Raw genomic sequence first — 22,712 nt, forward strand, 5'->3', positions numbered from 1 at the left:
AAGCCACCGTCACCGCCGACGCTGCCGGGCACCGTCTGGATCAACCGACCCAACGACACCGCCGACAAGGAGCAGCCGACTCAGTAGTTCCTTGAAGATCTTGTCTCAAGAAGCTTGACAGGTTCCGAGGGCGCCAGCGCCGCCTGGGTCGCGGCGATGTCGGCAAGGCCGGCTCCCATCTCGGCGGCCGCGAGCGGGGCGAACTCCAGACCCGTCAGCAGCGTGAACAGCGTGCTGCCGATGACGATGAACGGGAACCCCACGGCGCTGAAGCGCTCCTCGCCCGCGTCACGCAGATAGCTGCGGATGGCGAGGAAGGCGAGGATGACCAGGCCCGACGCCACCCCGGTCGCCAGGTGCACCAGCCCCCAGCGGATGGTGTCGGCGGCGACCGCCGCCGCGACGGCGGCGTCGTTCGGTAGCCGCCCTGGCAGGAAGGGGTGGGTGACCAGTGCTGCCAGCAACGCGGCGGGGGCGATGGCGACAATGGCGGAGCGGGATCTTGTTCTCATGGTGGCGGGCATCGGGTTTCCACCTTCGGTTCTCTCGGCGCGGTCGATGAATCGTTGAGTGTCATCGAGCGCGAGCCGCAGCGTCTCGTCCAGCAGGGCGTCGGGCTGTTCGATATGGGGCCTGGACCTCACTCCAGCCCGCCCAGGTCCTAGCAAGGGAGAACACGGATCTCGTCAGTAGAAGCTGGAACCTGTCCGAGGTGGCTTGGGGGCGCTGAGGTCCGATCGCGGGACGCGGTTGGAGGTGCAGCGGGTCAGGAGCTGCGTTGCGATCGGCCAGCCTCCAGTTGGTCGTGCCGGTCGGTTACCTGTGGGCCACGGTGGCTTTGCCCGCGCCGAGCCGCGATCGCATCGGCGATGTGAGCGGCGTCTCGTCCCACACCGTGGATCTGCTCCGAGGAGACCGCGTAGAGGAACTTGAGGCCGATGAAGTACAGGCCGGGCATCTGCTCGACGACACCGCGGCGATGGTTGGGCTCGGACCTGCCTTCTTCGATCGCTGGAAGGTCGATCCAGGAGAACCCTGGATGGAACCCGGTGCACCACACCACGTTGGCAACATCGATGCGACGGCCGTCTTCGAGTTGGGGCTGTCCGTGCTGGACCCCGGTGATCCGGGGGACACGTTCCACGCCTGCTGCTGCTAGGTCCTTCGGCTTGACCCTCAGCAAGGGCTCACCGGTGGACTGCATCTTGGGCCGGGCCTTTCTTCCGATGGGCGTGCTGGTGGTCAGCACGCGGTGGAAGATGACCCGCCCGACGAACGGCAGGAGGATCCGCGCTGCCACGGTCTCTGGACGGAACGGGATGACACCGGTGTCGGGCCCGGACAGCCAGACGTCGTGGGTTCTGGCCAGCTCCATGGCGACCTCTGCGCCCGAGTTGCCTGCTCCCACCACGAGGACACCTCCTTGCTGGAGCTGACCGGGGTTGCGGTACTCGGCGACGTGAAGCTGGACGATGCCCGGGTCGAGCTCGCTGGCGAACTCCGGGACCCGGGGACGCTGCCAGCTCGACATCGCAACCACCACGTTGTCGGCTTCGAACCGGCGGTTGCCCGCAACCGCCACGAAGCGGTCGCCCTCTCGAGACAGCCGCTGCACCCGCACACCGGTCTCGACAGGGATCTCGAAGCGCTCGGCGTAGGACTGCAGGTAGTCGGCCATCTCGTCCTTGCTGGGAAACTTCCAGTGGTACCCGACGTGGGGCATCCCGGGTAGGGCGTTGAGGCGGTTGGGGGTGAACAGCCGCAGCGAGTCCCACCGGTTGCGCCAGGCGTCCCCGACCCGGTCGTTGGCATCGACGATCGTGTACGGCAGGCCACGTTGGGTGAGGTGGTAGCCCACAGCCAGCCCGGACTGTCCCCCGCCGATGACCAGCGTCTCCACGTACTGGCTTGCAGTCCGATCGGTCATGTCGTGACCCTCCCTGGGCGACGCTCGCCCCGATGCCGTATACTCTGCCTTGGAGTAACCTACACTCCGATTTGGAGTAAGTCAAGAGGTGGGGATGAAGGATCGCCTGACGACTACCTCGTATGCGGTGCTGGCTCAGGTAGCGGTGCGGCCCTGGTCCGCTTACGAGCTGGCCGAGCAACGAGTGCGCTACTTCCGGTACGTGTGGCCTCGGGCCGAAAGTGCCATCTACCGTGAGGTGAAGCGGCTGTCCGCGATGGGCCTGCTGGAGGGCAGAAAGGAGTACACCGGGCAACGGTCCCGAACCGTCTACTCCATCACCCAAGACGGCAAAGAGACGTTGCGGGAGTGGCTCGCAACCCCGATCTCTCCGTTCTCGATGGAGTTCGAGGCGATGTCGCGCCTGTTCGTCGCTCCGCTGGGCACCAAAGACGACATCGTGGGCTCCCTCAAACAGGTCCGTGCTGACGCCCAAGACATGCTCCGGTTCGCCGGGGAGGTCAAGCAGGAGTTCATCGACGGCATCAACGTCGCCCAAGACCAGGTGCACATCAGAGCGCTAGCGGTGGACTTCTTCATCAGCCTGCTGATCACCGTGGAGGCATGGTCCCAACGCACCCTCGCAGAGATCGAAACCTGGGACGATCTCATGCCCTCCGAGGACAAGAACGAGAAAGCGCTCGACAAGATCCGTCAACTTCCGGTCCGCACCCCCCAGGATTCACTCGAGAACGTCTCCAAACCGCCCAAGAGCCAGATGCGGACCCGCTCTTGACAGCGCCTCACCGAAGGTCATCCAGGCAACGAAACTCGTCGTGATCTGAAGCGCCGTCTGACCGGGAGCTTGGTTACTCGATCGTCCTTGCGACCCGTCGCGGGTCTCACCAGGACAGGGCAGGCGCCCGGTCCCGGGAGTTCTCCCGATCGACGCGCCATGCCCCCGCCTTCTGCGCGACCGACTCAGCTCGGATCCGACGGAGCACCTCGGGCCGCCTTCTCTGGCCACGCCAGCCGCGACCTTCACGATCCGCGCGACGAGATCAACTCCCGCGACATCGCCATCTCCTGGACCAGCGGTTATGCGCGGCTCAAGGCGACCAGCCGCATTGCAGGTCCGCGTGACAACCACCGTTCTGAGCGCGGTGTCTCGGGCGGGCTAGCCCGGCTACACGACTTCGGGGAAGCTGCGGTAATTCGCGCATGACCTTCGGCGCGGAGCACGTATAAGCGCCAGAGGACCGACATGCGACGGCCTTCGCACGCTCTGGGACTTTGCGCGATCGAGGCATTCCGTCACCCGTGCAGGGGACTACTGCGCTTCCACGTCAGCGACCCAGAGGCAACGGACGCCTGTCGCTCGCTAGCGTTCTTGGGGGAGGTCGCCTGTGGCTGGGATGCGTGCCGAGGTCGAGCAGCACCGCGACGAGCTCATTGCTGCCGCGGAGCGCCATCGTGCACGCAACGTGAGGCTGTTCGGGTCGGTGGCCACCGGCCGTGATGACGCTGACAGCGACGTGGACTTCCTGGTCGACTTCGAACAGGGTGCGACACTGCTCGACCTGGCTGACTTGAGGGACGAGTTCCAGGAGATTCTCGGGCGTCCGGTCGATGTGCTGTTATCACGAGGGCTCAAGCCGCGGGATGAAGACATCCGTCGCGAGGCCGTTCCGCTGTGACGCGTGGCGATCGGCATCGGCTGCTGGACATGCGGGAAGCGGTGGTCGACCTGTCGACGATCGTCGAGCGCGGCCGCACGACGTGGGATGACGACAAGTTCGTCCGGCTGGCGGCACAGAAGCTGCTGGAGATCCTCGGCGAGGCCGCGAAGCAGGTCAGCGATGAGGTCGGTTCCCGGTATTCGGACGTGCCGTGGCGCGACCTGGCCCGGGTCTGAGACGTCTACACCATGCGTACCACCGCGTCGACTTCGACCTGATGTGGGAGCAGTTGGTGACACAGCTCGCAGACCTCCGACGGACGTTGGGCCGGATCGATCCCGGCGAAGTGGCTGAGGACTGAACGTTGGCGCGGACGTGGCTGTCGATCCGGGTCGACCTTGTGGATGGCATGCACGCCCACGCGTTGTGGCCACGACCGGGCCGACTGATGCTCGCACGGCCGGGGATGACGTTCCGGATGTTGGCTGACGCGATCAATGACGCGTTCGCACGCTGGGACCTCGCCCATCTCCACGCGTTCACGCTGGCAGATGGAACCCGCATCACGATGAAGGGTCCGTGGGACGATGATTGGAACGAGCCGGAGTTGGATGACACGCAGGAGAAGCTGACCCGACTGTCACTGGGTGAGCAGTTCACCTACGAGTTCGACTTCGGTGACAGCTGGATGCACCTGTGCACGGTGGCCGACGAGAAGGTCGACCCTCACGAGGTGTACGGCGAGGCGCCGAAGCGGCCCGTTGCGTCACCACCCCGTCGTCGACCTCGTCCACCGGGCCGTCCAGGCCGACGAGCAGCTCGGCCGCCGCATCGTCTGGGAGCGGCGTGAGCCCGAGCTCACCCGGCTGCCGGTCGAGCCGCCCGAGGGGGCGCCGGAGGGCCCCCAGCGGCCGGTCCCCCTCCCGGACGGCGAGATCGAGCGCTACAGCGACCGGACCTGGTTCAGCTCGCTGGCCGGGCTGGCGTCGAGCCTGGCGGCCACCAACGACCTGAAACGCGCGGTCGTCCCGGTCCTGGACCTGATCCCGAAGCCCGCCCGGTTCGGACGCGACGCGTTCGCCGCCCGCCTCGACCGGGTCCTCGCCGCGCGCGGCGTCGTCACGATGGATCCGGGGGCGCTGCGACGGCTGGACCGGCTCGACGTCCTGGTTGTCGCACCCGGCGTCCTGAGCGAGGATGGGGTGGCGGCCGCGGGCGCGGACGTCGTGGTCGCGGGGTCCGATCACCACGGCCTGCGGCTCGTCTCGCTGGGGCCGAGCCCCCTCGACGTGCACGAGAGCTCCGAGGATCCGGTCGCGCTGGTGCGGCGCCTGCAGCGGGAGTCCCACGTCGTCGGCCTGGTGGCGGCCGGCCCGATCGCGGCGCTGGCGCACGCCGACGTGGCCATCGGCCAGGTCCGCGAGGGGCGGCCGGTCCCGTGGGAGGCCGACGTGCTCGTGGGACCGGACCTCGCCGACCTCCTGCTGCTGGTCGAGGCGACCGGAGCTGCGCGCGAGGTCAGCCACCAGTCGGTCCCGCCTGGCGCAGCTCGGCGCCAGCATCGGGGCAGGCGCGGCCTTCGACGGGCTGCCCCGCACGGCCCGTGACCGGGTCGTCCGCATCGTCGACGGCGCCGCCCTGCTGGCCGTCGGCAACGGCCTGCGGATGGCGCGGGCCCTGGCCGACCTACCCACCACCCTGGAGCGGCGCACCCGGCCGTGGCACGCGATGGCGGTCGACGACGTCCTAGAGCAGCTCGGCACCTCCCTCGACGGGCTCCCTGAGGAGCTCGCGGCGGAGCGCCGCGGGCCGTCGGACGGACCGCCGAGCGCCGCCCGCCTGCTGGCCCGGAGCGTCGGCGAGGAGCTGATCAACCCGCTCACGCCGGTCCTGGCCGCCGGCGCCGGGCTGTCGCTGGCCACCGGGGCGGTCACCGACGCGGCCCTCGTCGCGACCGTCGTCGGACTGAACGCCGCGATCGGAGGCGCCCAGCGCTTCCGCACCGAGCGGGCGATCGCGGCCCTCGAGCAGCGCGGCCAGCAGCACGTGTCCGTGCGACGGGACGGCGGGGTCCACCGGGTCGCGGCCGGAGCGCTGGCGCCGGGGGACGTGATCGAGCTGTCACCCGGCGAAGCCGTGCCGGCCGACTGCCGCATCATCGCTGCCACCGGCTTCCTGCGACGCCTCCCCCCGCGGGAGATCCTGGACGCCAGCGTCGGCCTGGCGGTCGCCGCGGTGCCCGAGGGGCTGCCGCTCCTGGCGACCGTCGCCCAGCTCGCCGCCGCCCGGCGCCTGTCGCGACGCTCGGTCCTGGTCCGCAACCCCCGCGCGGTCGAGGCGCTGGGGCGGGTCGACGTGGTCTGCGCGGACAAGACCGGGACGCTGACGGAGGGCCGGATCCGGCTCGCGGCCGTCTCCGACGGGGTGCGCGAGGTCGTCCCGGACCGGCCGAGGTCGGGACCTCCCACCACCGGGTGCTGCTGACCGCGCGCCGGGCGACGCCGATCCGGCGCGACGGACCCCTGCCGCACCCCACCGACCAGGCGGTCGCCGAGGGGACGCGGCGGGCGGGGGTCCGCCGGGAGGACGGCGGCGAGTTCGAGGTCCTCGACGACGTGCCGTTCGAACCGGGCCGCAGCTTCCACGCGGTGCTCGCCGGGACCGAGGGGCACCGGGTGCTCGCGGTCAAGGGTGCCCCCGAGGTGGTGCTGGACCGGTGCGCGACGTGGGCGCACCCGACCGATGGGGCGGTCGGCCTCGAGGACGGCCGCCGCCGCGAGCTGGAGGACGAGTACGAGCGTCTGGCCGTGCGGGGCCTGCGGGTGCTGGCGATCGCGGAGCGTCCCCTCGACCAGCACGAGGTCGACGGTCACGAGGTCGGCGACCTGCGCTTCCTCGGGTTCCTCGGTCTGGCCGATCCGGTGCGCCCGGTGGCGGCCGACTCGATCCGCGAGCTGCGTCGCGCCGGTGTCGAGGTGATCATGATCACCGGCGATCACCCGGTCACCGCCCGCAGAATCGCCGCGGAGCTGGGTCTCGACGGGGACGCGCTGCTGACCGGCCCAGAGATGGACGCGATGGGCGACGACGAGCTCGCCGAGCGGCTGCTTGAGACCCGGGTCTTCGCACGGGTCACCCCGGCGGCGAAGGTCGACATCGTCCGGGCCCTCCAGCGGGACGGGTTCACGGTCGCGATGACCGGGGACGGGGCGAACGACGCTCCGGCGATCCGGCTGGCGGATGTGGGCATCGCCCTCGGCAAGCGGGCCACCCCGGCGGCGCGGGAGGCGGCGGACCTGATCATCACCGACGAGCGGCTCGAGGTGATCGTCGACGCGATCGCCGAGGGACGCAGCCTGTGGTCGTCGGTCCGCGACGCGGTCGCCATCCTGCTCGGCGGCAACGTGGGCGAGATCTCGTTCATGCTCCTCGGCGCGCTGGTCGGTCGGCGGCCGCCGCTGAACGCCCGCCAGGTGCTGCTCGTGAACTTGCTGACCGACGTCGCGCCGGCGATGGCGATCGCGGTCCGCCCGCCCGTCGGGCGGACCACCGCCGCGTTGCTCGCGCAGGGACCGGAGGAGGCGCTCGGCGGGGAGCTCGACCGGGCGATCGTCTGGCGGGCGGTGGGGACCGCGTGCGGCGCCACCGGCGCGTACGCGCTCGCCCGGATCACGGGCACGCGGCGCCGCGCCCAGACCGTCGGGCTCGTCGCGGTGGTCGGGGCGCAGATGGGCCAGACGATCGCCGTCGCCGGCCGCGACCCCCGGGTGCTCGCCGCCGGGCTCGGATCCGCGGCGGTGCTGGGAGCGTGCGTCCAGACGCCGGGGATCAGCCGGCTGGCGGGCTCACGGCCGATGGGCCCGGTCGGGTGGACGCTGGGGCTCGTGGGCGCCACCGCCGGCGCGACCGTCGGGGTCGCCGGTCCGTGGGTCGAGCGGCAGCTGCAGAGGGTCGGCATCGAGCTGCCGATCCCCGAGCCGTCCTTCGGCAGAGAGCCCGCTCGCTGATCGAAGGCCCCCCATCAGCGCGGGCGCTGAGCGGTCAGGAGGGCAGCTGGGCTCGCCAGCTCGGCTTTGCTGCACCTGCCTCGCATGGACGGATACGGCGAGGCGGCTCCGGTTAAGAACGGACCGGTGAACCGGGTGGTGCCCTCAACCAGCGTCCCGATCGCCGAGCTGCCCAGGCCGAGGATGAGGTCGCCTTCCCAGTGCCCGGGCACGGCCCGGTCGTCCGCTTCGGCAGGCCGCTGACTGATCAAGATCTCGGGGCTGACGAACTTCTTGCCCCGTCCTCGAGTGCGTGCTCTCGGTACTCGCAGCGCCCGTCCGGTGCGCAGGCAGGCGACCAGTTCACGGCGTAGCGCCCCGCGGCCCTGGACGTAGAGCGTCTGGTAGATGGCCTCGTGGGAGATCCTCATGGACGCCTCATCGGGGAAGTCGACCTTCAGCCGGTTCGAGATCTGCTCCGGGCTCCACGAGTTCGCCCATCGTCTGTCCTGACGTCGACCGTGGCGGCGACCGATCCAGGGCACCTGCGGACCGGCCACCTCGACGCCGTCGAGCGTTACGAGGTTGCCCGCAAGCCGCTGTTGCACGTAGTCGCGGAGCCGGTCGTTGGCGGCGAGCTTGGCGACCTTCGGACGTTTGGCACTCCGGTCGGCGTGCCACTGCGCGGTCGTGGCCCGATACTCCAGCTTGCCACCCCGGGTCGCGGCGTTGCGGCGCAGCTCCCTTGAGACGGTCGACGGCGACCGATCCAGCCGGCGTGCGATCTCGCGAACGCCGACCTTCTGGGCGTTGAGAATCGCGATCTCCTCTCGCTCGACGAAGGACAGGTAGCGCCCCGAGAGCGGAGCGGGACTGACGGTCGGCATGCCACCACCTTCACGGAACCAGCGTGAACCAACAGCCGGCGAGACGCCGGCCGCGTGGCGGCATCTTCGCTCGACAACCCGCCGGCGATCGCACCCCAGAACCGCTGGCGGTGTTCTCGCCTGGCCACCGATGGACGCCCCGGCGAACGCATCGCCGGACGAGCACGGTCACCTTGTCGACGCCTGCTCGTTCCCATCGCCACTCCTCACTCTCGAGGTGTTGCGACGACCGCTTGAATTCACCCTGGGTGCCGTGGTCGGAGTGGTGGATGGTGCTGGCGGCGGGCTTGCGCCGGCAGCAGGCCATGTCGAGCGCGTCGAGGACCAGCTCGGTTCGCAGGTGGTCGGCGATCGAGTGGCCGACCACCAGGCGCGAGAACGCGTCGATCATGACGGCGAGGTAGACCTTGCCGTCGCCGGTGGGGTGCTCGGTGACGTCCGCCACCCACAACGCGTCGGGCCGGTGGGGGCTGCAGGCGCGGTTGACCAGGTCGTCAGACGAGGTCGCTTGCGGGTTGCGGCGGGTGCAGCCACCCCGTCTGCGACGGGTCACACCGGCGATGTTGGCCACGCGCATGAGCCGTTCGACGCGTTTGCGGTTGACCCGCATGCCGCGACCAAGCCGCAGCTCAGCGTGAACGCGCGGGGAACCATAGGTCCCACGCGAGGCGGTGTGGATCTCGCGGATGGTGGCAACCAGCGCCGCGTTGTCACGCGCACGCTGCGAGGGCTGGTGCTGGCGGGCCCGCCACTCGTAGAAGCCGGACGGTGACACGCCCAGCACACGACAGGCGAAGCGGACCGGGAAATCGGCCTTCTCTCGCTCGATGAACGCGTCCGTCACGGCCGGGGAAGGACGTTCTCGGTGGCGAAGAAGGCCGCGGCTCGAGAGAGCAGATCGCGCTCCATCCGCAGCAGCCGGTTCTCGCGGCGCAGCCGCGACAGCTCCTCGCGCTCGCCGCTGGTCAAGCCCTCCTTGCGGCCGTGGTCGATGTCGTGGCGGTCCAGCCAACGGCGCAGGCCGGACTCGGAGATGCCCAGCTCGCGCGCGACCTGCGCGACCGGGCGACCTTCCTCACGCACCAGGTTGATCGCCCGGCGTCGGAACTCCTCAGGGTAGGGAGCAGGCATACGGTCCTCCTTCCAGGGGCATCATGCCCCGACACACATCAGGTGTCCGGAGAACCGGGGGAAGTCCAGGCTCGTCCCCAAGCCCCGTCCACGGACTCACCCCCGCCATCAGCGACCTACTGAAAGATCGGGGTTAGCGAATCGGAACGTGGACGAAACGTTGCTGACATGAGGGCTTCGTAACGTGCCGGCCGCTCGGGAAGGTGCTCTTGCCGGCCGCCCTTCCGACGGACTGTCCGCTACCTACGACGGAGGACCTGTGAACCACCGTCCTGTGAGAAACGACGTCCCTGAGGTCGGTTACCGGTCTGGAGCACTGTTGGCGATCGCCTTGACGGCGGTCTTGGCCCTCTCCCTGACGGCGTGCGGTGCCCAGCAACCGCAGACGGGCAGCGTGACCGACGGCGGAGCAACCCCCGCAGCAGCGGGTGGGGGCGACACCATCAAGGTGGGCATCCTGCACTCGTTGAGCGGCACGATGGCGATCAGCGAGGTATCGGTGAAGGACGCCGAGATGCTCGCAATCGAGGAGATCAACGCGGCGGGTGGGGTGTTGGGAAAGCAGCTGGAACCGATCGTGGAGGATGGTGCGTCGGACTGGCCCACTTTTGCGGAGAAGGCCGACAAGCTGATCAACGAGGATGGGGTTGCCACGGTCTTCGGTGGGTGGACCTCTGCTAGCCGTAAGGCGATGCTTCCGGTGTTCGAGCGCAACCAAGAATTGCTGTGGTATCCGGTGCAGTACGAGGGGCTGGAGGCGTCCCCCTACATTTTCTACACGGGAGCCGCACCCAACCAACAGATCATCCCGGGGTTGGAGTACCTGAAGGAGCAGGGCCACCAGCGCATCTTCCTGCTCGGTAGCGACTACGTGTTCCCGCGCACGGCCAACAAGATCATCCGTGCCTACGCGGCCGCGAACAGCCTAGAGATCGTTGGTGAGGAGTACACCCCGTTGGGTCACACCGAGTACTCGACGGTCATCAACCGGATCAAGAGCGCCGATCCGGACGCGGTGTTCAACACGCTGAACGGCGACAGCAACGTCGCGTTCTTCAAGCAGTTGCGCAACGCTGAGATCACCGCCGAGGACCTGCCGGTCATGTCGGTGAGCATCGCTGAGGAGGAGATCAAGGGGATCGGGCCGGAGAACGTCGCCGGCCATCTGGTCGCGTGGAACTACTTCCAGTCTCTGGAGTCCCCGGAGAACGAGGAGTTCGTGGCCGCCTTCAAGGACCGCTACGGCGCCGAGCGGGTCACCACCGATCCCATGGAGGCCAACTACGCCGGCGTGTACCTGTGGGCGCAGGCCGTCGAGAAGGCCGGCTCTACCGAGCCGGAAGCGGTCAAGGAGGCCGCCGCGGGACTGACGTTCCAGGCACCTGGCGGCACTTACACCATCGATGGAAACAACCAGCACCTGTTCAAGACCGCGCGCATCGGGGTGGTCCAACCGGATGGCCAGATCGAGCAGGTGTGGGCGACCGACGAGCCCGTCGAGCCCGACCCGTTCCTCAGGACCTACGGGTGGGCGTCCGAGCTCGCGCCCGACGAGGGCTGACCCACCAGCCCGCTTCCGATCGATGGGAGGCCCGACCATGGACGTGGTGTTGCCCCAGCTGTTCGTGGGTCTGAGCCTCGGCGCGATCCTCCTGCTGGTCGCGTTGGGCCTGACCTTCACGTTCGGCCAGATGAACGTCATCAACATGGCGCACGGCGAGTTCCTTATGGCGGGGGCCTACACCGCCTACACCGTCCAGCAACTACTGGGTCCCGAGGCCGCGACACGGTCGTTCGTGGTGGCCCTCCCCGGGGCGTTCGTCGTCGGTGGGCTGCTAGGCCTGCTCCTCGAGCGCACCCTGATCCGGCGGCTGTACGGCCGCCCCCTGGACACGCTGCTGGTCACCTTCGGGGTTGCGCTCGCGTTGCAGCAGGCGGCGCGCGACATCTTCGGGGCGCCCAACGTCCAGGTGGTCGCGCCGGCCTGGTTGGGCGGCGGGCTCACGGTGGCCGGCGTGCAGTTGCCCTACACGCGACTGTTCATCCTCGGGCTCGTGGTCGTGGCAATCACCGCCGTCGCGGTATTCATCCACGTGCTGCCTGCCGGCCGGCGCATGCGTGCGGTGATGCAGGACCGGGAGTTGGCGGGCACGAGCGGCATCGCCACGCCGCGGGTCGATGCCAGCACGTTCGTGATCGGGTCGGGACTTGCCGGTGTCGCCGGGGTCGCGTTGACCCTGCTCGGTCCGATCGGGCCGACGATCGGGATCTTCTACCTGGTGGACGCCTTCCTCGTCGTCATCGTGGGCGGACTGGGCCGGTTGTGGGGGGCGGTCGTGGCCGCGTTCGGCTTGGGCATCCTGAACTCGTTCGTCGAGTTCACCACGGGCGCCAGCCTGGCCAAGGCGATCCTCTTCGTCGCGGTGGTCGTGTTCCTGCAGTTCCGTCCCCAGGGCGTGTCGGGCGTCCGATCGAGAGCCCTGGCATGAGCCACACGATCCAGGCCCCAGGTGGCACGAAGCGAGTGGCCGAACCTCCACGTTCGCATCCGCCGGCAGCGCCGCGACGTCGGCGGTTCGTCTCGCTCACGCGAGCTCGCCGGGTCACGGCCGTGATCCTCTTCTTGGGGTTACTGGCCGCTCCCTTCCTGCTGTCGGGCTTCCGGCTCGGGCTGCTCGCCAAGTACCTCACGTACGCGATCCTGGCCATCGGCCTGGACGTCGCCTGGGGGTACGGCGGGATGCTGTCGTTGGGTCACGGGCTGTTCTTCGGGCTGGGCGGCTACGCGATGGCCATGCACCTCAAGCTGGTCGCGGCCGGAGGGCGCCTGCCGGACTTCATGAGCTGGAGCGGTACCGCCGCGCTGCCCGTGTGGTGGGAACCGTTCTCCAACCTGGCGTTCACGCTGACCGCGGCGGTCGTGGTACCGGCGCTGGTGGGCGGCGGGCTCGGCTACATCGTGTTCCGCAACCGGGTACGTGGGGCCTACTTCGCGATCCTCACACAGGCGCTGGTCGCGGCGTTCGCCATCGTCCTGGTCGGCCAGCAAGGGGTCACCGGCGGCACCAACGGGATGACCAACTTCACGACTCTGGCCGGCTACGACCTCACCTCGCCCGCGGTCCAGCGGGGGCTGTACCTGATCGTCGTCGCCGCGCTGGCGGGCAGCTACCTGATCGCCAGGCAACTGGTCCGCAGCCGCTTCGGGAGCCTGCTGATCGCCACCCGAGACGGCGAGGACCGGGTGCGGTTCCTCGGCTACTCCCCGACCGTGACCAAGGCGGCCACGTTCGCCTTCAGTGCGGCGCTGGCCGGACTGGCTGGGGCTCTGTTTGTGCCGATCGTCGGGATCATCGCCCCGGGCATCATCGGGATCATCCCGTCGATCCAGATGGTGTTGTGGGTTGCGGTCGGCGGACGGGGAACGCTGTACGGGGCCGCTCTCGGAGCGGTGCTGTTCGGGCTCGGACAGACCACCCTGAGCGAAGCGATGCCGTCGGGCTGGCTGTACCTCCAGGGCGCCCTCCTGGTGGCCGTGCTGGTGTTCGCACCGCGTGGGCTCGCGGGCCTGATCGACGGGATCCGCCGGCGCGTGGCCCGCGTTGCGGCCTCACTCGGGGGCTTCGGACGTGCCCCCACCGGTGCGGAGCTGCCGGGATGAGCGAGCCGCTGTTGCGGATTCGGGGCCTGACGGTGTCGTTCGGCGGCTTCCACGCCGTGGATGACCTCGACCTGGACGTGGAGGCAGGCGAGCTCCGGTTCCTGATCGGCCCCAACGGCGCCGGCAAGACGACCCTGATCGACGCGATCACCGGCAGGGTCCGTCCCGCGACGGGGAGCATCCGGTTCGCCGGCACCCAGCTGGCTGGTACACGGGAACACGCGATCGTGGGGCTCGGTGTCGGTCGCTCGTTCCAGACGCCCACCGTGTTCGACGAGCTGTCCGTGCTGGCCAACGTGGACCTGGCAGCTGGCCTGCACCGACCCTGGACGACCCTGCTGCGTCGGCGCACCGCGATCACGCCGGACGTCGCTGACACGCTGGAGGTAGTGGGCCTCACCAACCTGGCCGAGCACCCCTCCAGGAGCCTGTCGCACGGCCAGCGCCAGTGGCTCGAGATCGCGATGCTGCTGGTGCAGGACCCTCGGCTGCTCCTGCTCGACGAACCGGTGGCGGGGATGACCCAAGAAGAGCGCACGCGCACCGGCCAGCTGCTCGAGCAGCTCGTCGAACACCGCACCGTGATCGTCGTCGAGCACGATATGCGCTTCCTGCGCCGGTTCGCCCGCCAGGTCACCGTCATGCACGAGGGGCGCATCCTGTGCGAAGGCACGGTCGACGAGGTCCAGGCCGACGAGCACGTGCGGGCGGTGTACCTCGGGCGTCAGCACGCGGACGCCGACGTCCCCGACGAGACCCACGTGTCCACCCGCGACGGTCAGGTGAACTGAAGGATGCTGCGGATCGACGACCTGCACGCCGGCTACGGGTCGACCAAGGTGCTGTCGGGGATCGACCTGGCCGCACCTGACGCGGTGACCTCCATCATGGGACGCAACGGTGTCGGCAAGACGACCCTGCTGAAGGCCGTCCTCGGGCTGGTGACGGTCTGGCACGGGACCATCACCTTCGACGACACCGACCTGGGCGGCCTGCAGCCCTACCAGCGTGTCCGTCTCGGCATGGGGTACGTGCCCCAGGGCCAGGCGGTGTTCTCGGACCTGACCGTCCGGGAGAACCTCACGGTCGTCGCCGAGTCGGCCGGGCGCGACGCGACGGTGGCGGTGTCCGAGGCGCTGGAGGTCTTCCCGCGGCTCGAGAAGCTCCTGACCTGGCGCGCCGGGGTCCTGAGCGGTGGACAGCGCCAGCAGTTGGCCATCGCCCGTGCCCTGGTGCGCCGGCCGCGCCTGCTGGTGCTCGACGAGCCGACCGAGGGCATCCAGCCCTCGATCGTGGACGAGATCGAGGATGCCCTGCGGCGCCTGCGAGGCCACCGCGGCACGTCCGTCCTGGTGGTCGAGCAGTACGTCGACTTCGCGCTGCGCCTGTCCGACCAGTACGCGGTGATGGACGCCGGCAGGATCGTCGCGCAGGGACGGACGAGGGAAGTCGACGCCGAGACGGTCAACGACCTGCTGGTCGTCTGAGCCCGACCGACCCGAGAGAGGTGAGACGTGCGTCTGACTCCACACGAGCAGGAGCGGCTTCTGATCCATGTGGCTGCGGACGTCGCCCAGCGTCGACGTGACCGGGGGCTACGTCTCAACCATCCCGAGGCGGTGGCGCTCCTGACCGCGTTCGTGCTGGAGGGCGCCCGCGACGGCCGCACGGTCGCCGACCTGATGCAGGCCGGCCGCGAGGTGCTCGGCCGCAGCGACGTCATGGACGGCGTGGCCGAACTCGTGGACGAGGTGCAGGTCGAGGCGACCTTCCCGGACGGCACCAAGCTCGTGACCCTCCACGATCCCATCCAATGACCACGGGAGGACGAACGCAGTGATCCCCGGACAGATCGTCGTCCGCGAGGGCACCATCGAGGTCGTGCCCGACCGACCCACCCGGACGCTGCGCGTCCGCAACACCGGCGACCGACCGATCCAGATCGGCTCGCACTTCCACCTCGCCGAGGCCAACGCGGCTCTCGCCTTCGACCGGCAGGCCGCCTGGGGCTTCCGGCTGGCGGTCCCGGCGGGCACCTCGGTCCGCTTCGAGCCCGGCTTGCAGCAGGACGTGGAGATCGTCGCGTTCGGTGGCCACCGCATCGCTGCCGGGTTCCGGGGGCTGTGCGCCGGCCGCCTCGACGACCGGAAGCCCGACGATGGCTGAGATCGATCGCGCGCGGTACGCGCAGCTGTTCGGACCGACGACCGGCGACCGCATCCGGCTCGGCGACACCGACCTACTCATCGAGATCGAAGAGGACCGTGCCCGGGGCGGGGACGAGGTCGTGTTCGGCGGCGGCAAGGTCATCCGCGAGTCGATGGGACAATCGAGGGCCAGCCGCGCCGATGGGGCGCTGGACCTCGTCATCACGGGAGTGGTCGTGCTGGACCACTGGGGGATCGTCAAGGCCGACGTCGGCGTGCGTGACGGACGCCTCGCGGGCATCGGCAAGGCCGGCAACCCCGACACGATGGACGGGGTCGACCCCGCCCTGGTGATCGGTCCTGGCACGGAAGCGATCGCGGGCAACGGACGGATCCTCACCGCCGGTGCGATCGACTGCCACGTGCACCTGGTCTGCCCCCAGATCCTCGAGGAGGGGCTGGCCAGCGGCATCACGACCATCGTCGGCGGCGGCACCGGCCCGGCCGAGGGCACCAAGGCCACCACGGTCACGCCTGGGCCGTGGTACCTGCAGCGGATGCTGGAGGCGCTCGATTCCTGGCCGGTAAACGTCGCCCTGCTCGCCAAGGGCAACACGGTCTCGCACGGCGCCCTGGAGGAACAGCTGGCCGGTGGTGCCGCCGGATTCAAGCTCCACGAGGACTGGGGGACCACCCCTGCGGCGATCGACGCGTGCCTGACCGTCGCCGACCGCACCGGCGTCCAGGTCGCGATCCACACCGACACCCTCAACGAGGCCGGATTCGTCGAGGACACCTTGGCGGCCATCGCCGGTCGGTCGATCCACACCTACCACACCGAAGGTGCCGGAGGTGGCCACGCGCCCGACATCATCACCGTGTGCTCCCAGCCCAACGTCCTGCCCTCGTCCACCAACCCCACCCGGCCGCACACGGTCAACACCGTCGACGAGCACCTCGACATGCTGATGGTCTGCCACCACCTGAACCCCGCGGTGCCCGAGGACCTCTCCTTCGCGGAGAGCCGCATCCGCCCGGAGACGATCGCGGCCGAGGACGTCCTGCACGACCTCGGCGCCATCTCCATCATCGGCTCCGACTCGCAGGCCATGGGCCGGGCCGGAGAGGTGATCGTCCGCACCTGGCAGACCGCCCACGTGATGAAGCGCCGACGCGGCCCCTTGCCCGGCGACGGTCCCGCCGACAACCATCGGGCCCGTCGCTACGTCGCCAAGTACACCATCTGTCCCGCCGTCACCCACGGGCTCGAACACGAGATCGGTTCGGTGGAGGTCGGCAAGCTCGCCGACCTCACGCTGTGGAACCCGCAGTTCTTCGGGATCAGACCCGACATGGTCCTAAAGGGCGGCATGATCGCATGGGCGGCGGTCGGTGATGCGAACGCTTCCATCCCCACCCCCCAGCCCATCCTGCCGCGGCCGATGTTCGGTGCCGTCCCCGGTGTTGCGGCGGCCACGAGCTTCGCCTTCGTCGCCCCGGCGGCCATCGACGCGGGGTTGGCGGACCGTGTCCGGGTGCGACGCCGCCTGGTCGCGGTCGCCGACTGTCGGGACCGCGGCAAGGACGCCCTACCACAGAACACCGCCACCCCCGACATCCGCGTCGATCCAGAGACCTTCGTCGTCGAGATCGACGGTGAGACGGTGGAAGCCGCCCCCGCCGTCGAGCTCCCGCTCGCCCAGCGCTACTCGCTGTTCTGAACCCGATGACCCTCCCCGTGCCCCAGATCAGCCGCGTCGAGGCCGCATCCACGGTCGGCGAGACGTTCACCCCTCAAGTAGCTACCGGTGGTGTGGCACCGACCGACATCGCATCGGCTGCCGCACTGCTTCTAGCCGACGCGCGGCTGCCCGCCGGTGACCACGCCCACTCTGGGGGGATTGAGGCCGCCGTCAACGACGGCCGCGTCCGCGACCTGGCCGACCTCACGGCCTTCCTCGATGGACGACTGTGGACGGTAGGTCTGACCGAGGCCGCGCTCGCGGCGGCTGCCGCGGCCGCTGGACCCGACTGGCGCCGGCTCGACCTGGAATGCACCGCCCGGATCGTGTCTCCGGCATTGCGGATGACCTCCCGGGCACTCGGCCGCCAGCTCCTGCGTGTGGCGCACCGCATCTGGCCCGAACGCGACTGGGAAGCGCTGGGCAGCCACCCCGACGGGCCACATCGGGTGGTGGTGCTGGGAGCGTGCGCTGCCGCCGCCGGGCTGGCTCCCCGAACCGTGGCGCTGGTCGCCGCCTACGGCAGCGTCGCGGTGCCGGCCACCGCTGCCCTGCGGCTGCTGGGCCTCGATCCGTATGCCGTGAGCGCAACGCTCGCCGCCCTCTCACACGACATCGAACAAGTCGCCGAGCAGGCCGCGGCTACGCCCAACGACCTGAGCCAACTCCCGGCCGCCGCCGCCGTCCTTGTCGAGCAGACAGCGGACCACCACCGCGACGCGGAAGGACGCCTCTTTGCATCCTGACAGGCACGCGACCACGAGCCGTCCCACGACGCGGACGCCGCCGGCCGGACCCCTACGCGTCGGCATCGGCGGCCCGGTCGGCAGCGGCAAGACCGCGGTGATTGCCGGGCTGTGCGCGGAGCTGACGGACGACATCGAACTTGCCGTGGTAACCAACGACATCTTCACGACCGCCGACGCCGACGCTCTACGTGCCGCCGCCGTCCTGCCCACCGACCGCATCGTCGCGGTCGAGACCGGCTGCTGCCCCCACACCGCCGTGCGCGACGACGTCTCCGCCAACCTCGACGCCGTGGAACAGCTCATAGCCGCAGTCCAAGGACTCGAACTCGTCCTGATCGAGAGCGGGGGGGACAACCTCACCCTCACCTGGAGCCGTGCGCTCGTGGACCGCCAGGTCTTCGTCATCGACGTCGCCGCAGGCGACGACATCCCCTTCAAGGGCGGGCCCGGAATCACCAGCTCGGACCTGCTGATCGTCAACAAAGTTGACCTTGCGCCCCACGTTGGGGCCGACCTGGAGCGCATGCGCCGGGACGCCGAGCGGCAACGCGGGATGCGACCGACGCTGTTCACTGCCGTCATGGGTACGGACGGGGTTCGCCCGATCGCCGACTGGGTGCGGGAACAGCTCACGCCGAGCTCACCCACAAGCGTCCGATGAGCCGGCACCCATGAGAGCGCGAGCCGCCATCCGCGCCGAGGCCGACCACCACGGCCGCACCAGACTGGTCACCATGCGGTCTGCTCCCCCGCTCACGCTGCGCCGCACCGGCCCGTCCGGAAGCAAGGAGGCGACCGTGCACCTGGTCGGTAGCGCGGCCAGCCCACTCGGTGGCGACGAACTACAGCTCACCATCGAACTCGGACCCGACACCACCCTGACCTTGCGAACAGCGGCTGCCAGCGTCGCCCTAACCGGCCGCGACGGTGAATCGTCGCTCGACGTACGCGCCAAGCTGGACGCTGGCGCGTTCCTGACCTACGAACCCGGACCTCTAATAGTGACCCGTGGGGCGCGTCACCGCATCAGGGCACTCATCGAGATGGCCGACGAAGCCCGGCTGCGCTGGCGGGAGATCATCGTGCTCGGCCGAGACAACGAGCCCCCCGGCCAGCTCCGGATGACGACCCAGGCGGACATCGGCGATCTACCGCTGCATCGGCACGAGCTGGTCATCGGCGACCGACCCGGATGGAACGGTCCCGCCGCCCTGGGAGGTGCGAAGATGTACGGGACGCTCCTGGTCGCAGGGGACCGGCAGCCACACCCGGTCACCGCGTCATCGGCACGCGACGACGGAGTGCGCTGGGTCCGAATGCCGCTGGAGGGTCCCGGCATGCTCGCCACCGCCACGGACTCACGGGCGCGGCCCCTCGACGGCGTCCTCGACAGCATCATCGCGCATGGTCACCCGCCGACACCCAGGGACCCTGCCTAGTCGCGTTTTCCGCACCGTTTGGGGTCAAGGTCTTGGTGTTCGGGCCACGGTAGTGGGATGTCGAGGAGGCCCAGGATGGTGCGTTGGGCGGCGGTGAGCCGGTCGAGGACGACTCCCGTGGGGGTGTAGGTGGCCGCGAGGTGGTCGAACGCGGCGAGGATGTTTCGGCCGGTGGGCTTTGCGGCGCGGTGTTCGGGAAGGAGTCCGGGCAGGTGGGTGGCGGGCGCGATCGCGCGGCGCAGGTCGGCTTCGATCAGTCCGAAGACCAGCAGCGCGAGCCCGACGATGGAAACGAGCGCTGAACCGCCCTGGGTTTGATGGAGACTCGGTTCATTGGATTCCAACCGGGCGGTTGGCGTCCTGTTGGTGATGGTAGGCGGCCTCGAACTCGACCGGTGGGATGTCGCCGAGGGGTGCCGTGAAGCCGCTCAGAATTGAACCAGTGCACCCACCCGAGGGTCGCCAGCTCGACGTCATCGACGCCACGCCACGGGCCACGGCGACGGATCAGCTCGGTCTTGTACAGCCCGTGGACCGTCTCGGCGAGCGCGTTGTCGTAGCTGTCGCCGACCGATCCGATCGACGGGACGGCGCCCAGTTCGGCGAGCCGTTCGCCGTAGCGGATCGAGGTGAACTGCGAGCCGGCGTCGGAGTGGCACACCAGCCCCTCGAGCAGTGTGCCGCGCGACCAGCGGGACATCTCAAGCGCGTCGAGGACCATCTCGGTGCGCATGTTGGTCGCGACCCGCCACCCGACGATCATGCGCGAGAACGCGTCGGTGATGAAGCACACGTACACCAGCCCCGACCAGCTGGCACGCACGTGAGGTCGGTGACCCACAGAGCGTTGGGACGCTCCGCGACGAACGCCCGATCCAGCAGATCGGGGTGACGATCGGCCTGGCGGTCGGGCCGGGTGGTACGCACCTGCTTGCCCCTGCGGGCGCCCTGGATGCCCAGCTCGCGCATCAGACGCGCGACCTGGCCCGTCCCACCGTCTCGCCGGCACGCGCCAGGGCCTTGTACATCTTGCGGATCCCGTACACCTCGTAGTTGGCGATCCACAGCGTCAGGATCAGTGGCAGCAGCACCGCGTCACGCAGGGCCCGCGCCGACGGCAGCCGCGCTTGGCGGCGTAGTACGTCGAGGGGGCAACCTGCAGCGTCGTGCAGATCGGCTCGACCCCGAAGTCGGTTTTGTGCTCGTCGATGTAGGCAACCATCATCGCTGTGGGCGGTCGAGCTCCGCCGCGAAGAAAGCCGACGCCGACTTGAGGATCGCGTTCGCGCGCTTGAGCTCGCGGTTGTCCTGCTCGAGCGCCTTGATCCGTGCCCGCTCATCGGTCGTGGTCCCCACCACCTGGCCGCTGTCGATCCCGGCCTGTTTGACCCACGACCTGACCGACTCGACCCCATAGCCCAGTTGCTGCGCGACGCGCTTCACCGTGCCCTGCGAGGTGCCGAGCTCGGCACGCAGCGCCCGCACCACGCGGACGGCCTGCTCCTTGTCCTGGGCGCTGTAGCGGCGTGTCGTCGGCTTGCCTGGCATTCCTCTGGTTGACATGGCTCCTCCTTGGTTTCCAAGGCTAGGAGCCTCCACTCAACCCACGGCGATTCAGAGTGGTTCGACCGCGTGTTTGGCGAGCGCGTGCTGGATGGCGTTCATCGAGGTTTCGACGAGGTCGTGCTCGTCGCTTGCCACAGGGAAGTCCGGAGCTCCCAGACGGACGTAGCTGTCTGCCGTACGGAACAGGGTCAACACGTAGGCCACCCCTGCGCTGCCTTTGCTGCGTCGCCAGGCGACGAGCGCGTCGAACTCCAACATCGCGATGTGGTGGCGGGCCCTGCTGGGCTGCCAGATCACATGGTGGTCGGTGACCCCCACGACCGCGAGGCTGCCGCCGTCACGGGAGATGTCGGGCACGTCGAGGGTGTCGTCTGCGACCTCCACCACGAGCGGCCCCACGGCTTGCAGCCGTCCCGCCAGCTCCGCGCCGAGCGCCTCCCGGAACCCTGACACCAACTGCGGCCACGACGGTCCGTAGTAGCGGTCACCGGTGCCGGACCGCTCGTAGGACGCCACGGCGTCGGCCCCCGCCGACCAGTCCAGCGGCTGCGCGCAGTGATCACAGTAGGCATCGCGCCCGCCCAGCGTCCGTTGACAGGCGGGGCAGCCCAGGCCGTCGGCTGTGCGCTGTGGAGCCTGCGAGGCGACGAGCGCCGTCCCCTCGCGTCCCTGCTCGATCGCTCGCAAGACCGGGCCGGTGTTGCGTCGCCCAACCCCCAGCGTGAACGTCCGACCATCGGAGGTCTCCAACCGGACAAGTGACTTCAACCGCAGGGTGGTCCTGCTGACCTCCACCGTCTCGATGCACTCGTAGGCCACCGCCATGGGAGCCTCGCCTGCCTCGATCTTCCACACCAGACGCCAGTCGGTGGCCACAAGCTGCCCGTGAGCACCGAACCCCGCCAGCTCGATCGCCTCGTTCCACGTGACCGACCAGCACCCCAGCACGTCCTCGGCGTCTCCCAACAGCATCCGCACCGACTCGTCCACTACCTACCCCCGTGACACGTCGAACGGTTCGCGCTGCTGACCCGCACGCGCCGGTTCCGTCCCTGCCCGTACCGGGCCCCACACCACAAGATTGCACGGCGTCGGCCAACCGGTCGTGGGCCGATCCAGCCGTCCACGCCCTCCAGCGGCCGCTGTGCGCTTCCGCCTTCGCCCCCGACGCGACCGATCAGGGGGCACATCGCCAGCCGAACGCAGATGACGCCCGACGTCCACTAGGCGGAGCCGCCGGCGAGTTCGTCGCGCAGTTCGGTGGCGATCTCGTACCAGTCGTGCAGGCTGACCATCCCCGTGGCGCTGACCTTGGCGCGCTTCCGGCGGATCTGCTCCGCGAACCGGTCGGCGACCTCCGCGGCCAGTGCAGCATCGCGGTTTCGGCGGGCCCGTGCGAGGTCAGCGACCGCGCGGGCGCGTCCCCGGTAGCTGGCCTCAATCTCGTTGCTCACGTCGATCGCCTGCTGGTCGTTACCCAGGAGGAAGTGTGCTTCGACCAGATCCCCCCGTTCAGTCTCGTTGGGTGCCTCCAGCGTTCCGATGGCCTTGTTCCAGGAGGAAGCTGCCAGTTCGTGCTCTCCCAGGAGCCGGTGGATGGCTCCGATCGCCATCCATTCCCAGTGTTCTCGAGGTTCGGGCCGGTCCTCGAGGACCCTGCGCAGGTGCGGTTCGGCTTCCTCGTGCCGACCGAGGGCGCGCAGGGCGCGTCCGAGCTGCTCTTGAACGATCCATCCAGAGCGGCCGTACTCCTCGATCTGACGTCGAGCTTCGGTCAGCTCCTTCTCGATCGCGTTGTGGTCGCCGGGGACGGTCACGC

The 22,712-nt window shown here is 69.4% G+C and carries 25 protein-coding genes, 2 pseudogenes and 1 other annotated feature; of the genes and pseudogenes, 19 read left to right on the plus strand and 8 right to left on the minus strand.

Translation table 11 applies throughout. The features are described from left to right. Positions 1-80: 80 nt before the first annotated feature. Positions 81-524 (minus strand): hypothetical protein, encoded by a 444-nt coding sequence (locus tag KY462_14890; protein MBW3578994.1) that lies wholly within the window; start codon positions 522-524, stop codon positions 81-83. Between the two features lie 242 nt (positions 525-766). Continuing rightward, complete coding sequence (locus tag KY462_14895; protein MBW3578995.1) at positions 767-1,927, minus strand: NAD(P)/FAD-dependent oxidoreductase; 1,161 nt, start codon at positions 1,925-1,927, stop codon at positions 767-769. Positions 1,928-2,021: 94 nt separating this feature from the next. Here KY462_14895 and KY462_14900 point away from each other — a divergent pair, with 94 nt between their 5' ends. The 7 genes from KY462_14900 to KY462_14930 all read left to right on the plus strand — a co-directional run bounded on the left by KY462_14900 (position 2,022) and on the right by KY462_14930 (position 7,592). Beyond that, entirely contained in the window at positions 2,022-2,702 is a 681-nt protein-coding gene (locus tag KY462_14900; protein MBW3578996.1) for a PadR family transcriptional regulator, read from the plus strand. 619 nt (positions 2,703-3,321) lie between these two features. Then, entirely contained in the window at positions 3,322-3,603 is a 282-nt protein-coding gene (locus KY462_14905) for a nucleotidyltransferase family protein (GenBank protein ID MBW3578997.1), read from the plus strand. Continuing rightward, positions 3,600-3,821 carry a hypothetical protein gene (locus tag KY462_14910; protein ID MBW3578998.1) on the plus strand — a complete coding sequence of 74 codons (222 nt, stop codon included), beginning with the start codon at positions 3,600-3,602 and terminating at the stop codon, positions 3,819-3,821. The genes KY462_14905 and KY462_14910 overlap by 4 nt, the downstream gene beginning before the upstream one ends. 128 nt (positions 3,822-3,949) lie before the next feature. Then, positions 3,950-4,435: a plasmid pRiA4b ORF-3 family protein gene (locus KY462_14915; GenBank protein MBW3578999.1), complete on the plus strand. Its 486-nt coding sequence runs from the start codon at positions 3,950-3,952 to the stop codon at positions 4,433-4,435. Continuing rightward, entirely contained in the window at positions 4,347-5,192 is an 846-nt protein-coding gene (locus KY462_14920) for a hypothetical protein (protein ID MBW3579000.1), read from the plus strand. The genes KY462_14915 and KY462_14920 overlap by 89 nt, the downstream gene beginning before the upstream one ends. A gap of 58 nt (positions 5,193-5,250) precedes the next feature. After that, positions 5,251-6,069 (plus strand): hypothetical protein, encoded by an 819-nt coding sequence (locus KY462_14925; GenBank protein MBW3579001.1) that lies wholly within the window; start codon positions 5,251-5,253, stop codon positions 6,067-6,069. Continuing rightward, the gene (locus tag KY462_14930; GenBank protein ID MBW3579002.1) at positions 6,060-7,592 is read left to right on the plus strand and encodes an HAD-IC family P-type ATPase; all 1,533 of its coding nucleotides are present in this window, start codon (positions 6,060-6,062) and stop codon (positions 7,590-7,592) included. Before KY462_14925 ends, KY462_14930 begins: the two co-directional genes overlap by 10 nt. A 125-nt stretch (positions 7,593-7,717) precedes the next feature. Here the strand turns inward: KY462_14930 and KY462_14935 are convergent. From KY462_14935 to KY462_14945, 3 genes and pseudogenes are all read right to left on the minus strand, one after another. Then, positions 7,718-8,458 (minus strand): annotated as a pseudogene (locus KY462_14935) (IS30 family transposase). 10 nt (positions 8,459-8,468) lie between these two features. Further along, the gene (locus KY462_14940) at positions 8,469-9,302 is read right to left on the minus strand and encodes an IS3 family transposase (GenBank protein MBW3579003.1); all 834 of its coding nucleotides are present in this window, start codon (positions 9,300-9,302) and stop codon (positions 8,469-8,471) included. Continuing rightward, a complete protein-coding gene (locus KY462_14945) occupies positions 9,299-9,589 on the minus strand; it encodes a transposase (GenBank protein ID MBW3579004.1) in 291 nt (96 codons plus the stop codon). Before KY462_14945 ends, KY462_14940 begins: the two co-directional genes overlap by 4 nt. Before the next feature lie 274 nt (positions 9,590-9,863). On the opposite strand from KY462_14945, the gene urtA reads away from it, so the two are divergent. The 12 genes from urtA (at position 9,864) to KY462_15005 (ending at position 19,629) form a co-directional block, all read left to right on the plus strand. After that, positions 9,864-11,150, plus strand: a complete 1,287-nt coding sequence (gene urtA / locus KY462_14950; GenBank protein ID MBW3579005.1) for an urea ABC transporter substrate-binding protein — start codon at positions 9,864-9,866, stop codon at positions 11,148-11,150. Between the two features lie 37 nt (positions 11,151-11,187). Beyond that, complete coding sequence (gene urtB / locus KY462_14955; GenBank protein MBW3579006.1) at positions 11,188-12,078, plus strand: urea ABC transporter permease subunit UrtB; 891 nt, start codon at positions 11,188-11,190, stop codon at positions 12,076-12,078. Then, positions 12,075-13,250 carry an urea ABC transporter permease subunit UrtC gene (gene urtC / locus KY462_14960; GenBank protein MBW3579007.1) on the plus strand — a complete coding sequence of 392 codons (1,176 nt, stop codon included), beginning with the start codon at positions 12,075-12,077 and terminating at the stop codon, positions 13,248-13,250. The genes urtB and urtC overlap by 4 nt, the downstream gene beginning before the upstream one ends. Further along, positions 13,247-14,041: an urea ABC transporter ATP-binding protein UrtD gene (gene urtD / locus KY462_14965; protein ID MBW3579008.1), complete on the plus strand. Its 795-nt coding sequence runs from the start codon at positions 13,247-13,249 to the stop codon at positions 14,039-14,041. Before urtC ends, urtD begins: the two co-directional genes overlap by 4 nt. 3 nt (positions 14,042-14,044) lie before the next feature. Then, positions 14,045-14,737 carry an urea ABC transporter ATP-binding subunit UrtE gene (gene urtE / locus KY462_14970; protein ID MBW3579009.1) on the plus strand — a complete coding sequence of 231 codons (693 nt, stop codon included), beginning with the start codon at positions 14,045-14,047 and terminating at the stop codon, positions 14,735-14,737. Between the two features lie 27 nt (positions 14,738-14,764). Further along, positions 14,765-15,067 carry an urease subunit gamma gene (locus KY462_14975; GenBank protein MBW3579010.1) on the plus strand — a complete coding sequence of 101 codons (303 nt, stop codon included), beginning with the start codon at positions 14,765-14,767 and terminating at the stop codon, positions 15,065-15,067. A 19-nt stretch (positions 15,068-15,086) separates the two neighbouring features. Further along, positions 15,087-15,416 carry an urease subunit beta gene (locus KY462_14980; GenBank protein ID MBW3579011.1) on the plus strand — a complete coding sequence of 110 codons (330 nt, stop codon included), beginning with the start codon at positions 15,087-15,089 and terminating at the stop codon, positions 15,414-15,416. Then, the gene (locus KY462_14985; GenBank protein ID MBW3579012.1) at positions 15,409-17,118 is read left to right on the plus strand and encodes an urease subunit alpha; all 1,710 of its coding nucleotides are present in this window, start codon (positions 15,409-15,411) and stop codon (positions 17,116-17,118) included. Before KY462_14980 ends, KY462_14985 begins: the two co-directional genes overlap by 8 nt. A 5-nt stretch (positions 17,119-17,123) precedes the next feature. Then, positions 17,124-17,885 (plus strand): urease accessory protein UreF, encoded by a 762-nt coding sequence (locus KY462_14990; protein MBW3579013.1) that lies wholly within the window; start codon positions 17,124-17,126, stop codon positions 17,883-17,885. Beyond that, positions 17,875-18,549: an urease accessory protein UreG gene (ureG, locus tag KY462_14995; protein MBW3579014.1), complete on the plus strand. Its 675-nt coding sequence runs from the start codon at positions 17,875-17,877 to the stop codon at positions 18,547-18,549. Before KY462_14990 ends, ureG begins: the two co-directional genes overlap by 11 nt. Before the next feature lie 10 nt (positions 18,550-18,559). Continuing rightward, positions 18,560-19,327: an urease accessory protein UreD gene (locus KY462_15000; GenBank protein MBW3579015.1), complete on the plus strand. Its 768-nt coding sequence runs from the start codon at positions 18,560-18,562 to the stop codon at positions 19,325-19,327. 83 nt (positions 19,328-19,410) lie between these two features. Further along, positions 19,411-19,629 carry a hypothetical protein gene (locus KY462_15005; GenBank protein MBW3579016.1) on the plus strand — a complete coding sequence of 73 codons (219 nt, stop codon included), beginning with the start codon at positions 19,411-19,413 and terminating at the stop codon, positions 19,627-19,629. 28 nt (positions 19,630-19,657) lie between these two features. On the opposite strand, the pseudogene KY462_15010 reads toward KY462_15005, so the two are convergent. The 3 genes and pseudogenes from KY462_15010 to KY462_15020 all read right to left on the minus strand — a co-directional run bounded on the left by KY462_15010 (position 19,658) and on the right by KY462_15020 (position 22,710). Beyond that, positions 19,658-20,875 (minus strand): annotated as a pseudogene (locus KY462_15010) (IS3 family transposase). Next, positions 20,475-20,588: a sequence feature (AL1L pseudoknot), on the minus strand. Its footprint overlaps the pseudogene before it by 114 nt. Before the next feature lie 66 nt (positions 20,876-20,941). Next, positions 20,942-21,871: a hypothetical protein gene (locus KY462_15015; protein MBW3579017.1), complete on the minus strand. Its 930-nt coding sequence runs from the start codon at positions 21,869-21,871 to the stop codon at positions 20,942-20,944. 245 nt (positions 21,872-22,116) lie between these two features. Then, a complete protein-coding gene (locus KY462_15020) occupies positions 22,117-22,710 on the minus strand; it encodes a tetratricopeptide repeat protein (protein MBW3579018.1) in 594 nt (197 codons plus the stop codon). Positions 22,711-22,712: the final 2 nt, after the last annotated feature.

This window comes from Actinomycetota bacterium, from assembly GCA_019347675.1.
GTDB lineage: Bacteria > Actinomycetota > Nitriliruptoria > Nitriliruptorales > JAHWKO01 > JAHWKW01.

Excerpts from the sequence above, each read along its gene's own strand:
- KY462_14890 (MBW3578994.1), bottom strand. The coding sequence starts at position 524 with ATGCCCGCCACCATGAGAACAAGATCCCGCTCCGCCATTGTCGCCATC.
- KY462_14895 (MBW3578995.1), bottom strand. The coding sequence starts at position 1,927 with ATGACCGATCGGACTGCAAGCCAGTACGTGGAGACGCTGGTCATCGGC.
- KY462_14900 (MBW3578996.1), top strand. The coding sequence starts at position 2,022 with ATGAAGGATCGCCTGACGACTACCTCGTATGCGGTGCTGGCTCAGGTA.
- KY462_14905 (MBW3578997.1), top strand. The coding sequence starts at position 3,322 with ATGCGTGCCGAGGTCGAGCAGCACCGCGACGAGCTCATTGCTGCCGCG.
- KY462_14925 (MBW3579001.1), top strand. The coding sequence starts at position 5,251 with ATGGCGCGGGCCCTGGCCGACCTACCCACCACCCTGGAGCGGCGCACC.
- KY462_14945 (MBW3579004.1), bottom strand. The coding sequence starts at position 9,589 with ATGCCTGCTCCCTACCCTGAGGAGTTCCGACGCCGGGCGATCAACCTG.
- urtB (MBW3579006.1), top strand. The coding sequence starts at position 11,188 with ATGGACGTGGTGTTGCCCCAGCTGTTCGTGGGTCTGAGCCTCGGCGCG.
- urtC (MBW3579007.1), top strand. The coding sequence starts at position 12,075 with ATGAGCCACACGATCCAGGCCCCAGGTGGCACGAAGCGAGTGGCCGAA.
- urtD (MBW3579008.1), top strand. The coding sequence starts at position 13,247 with ATGAGCGAGCCGCTGTTGCGGATTCGGGGCCTGACGGTGTCGTTCGGC.
- urtE (MBW3579009.1), top strand. The coding sequence starts at position 14,045 with ATGCTGCGGATCGACGACCTGCACGCCGGCTACGGGTCGACCAAGGTG.
- KY462_14985 (MBW3579012.1), top strand. The coding sequence starts at position 15,409 with ATGGCTGAGATCGATCGCGCGCGGTACGCGCAGCTGTTCGGACCGACG.
- KY462_14990 (MBW3579013.1), top strand. The coding sequence starts at position 17,124 with ATGACCCTCCCCGTGCCCCAGATCAGCCGCGTCGAGGCCGCATCCACG.
- KY462_15000 (MBW3579015.1), top strand. The coding sequence starts at position 18,560 with ATGAGAGCGCGAGCCGCCATCCGCGCCGAGGCCGACCACCACGGCCGC.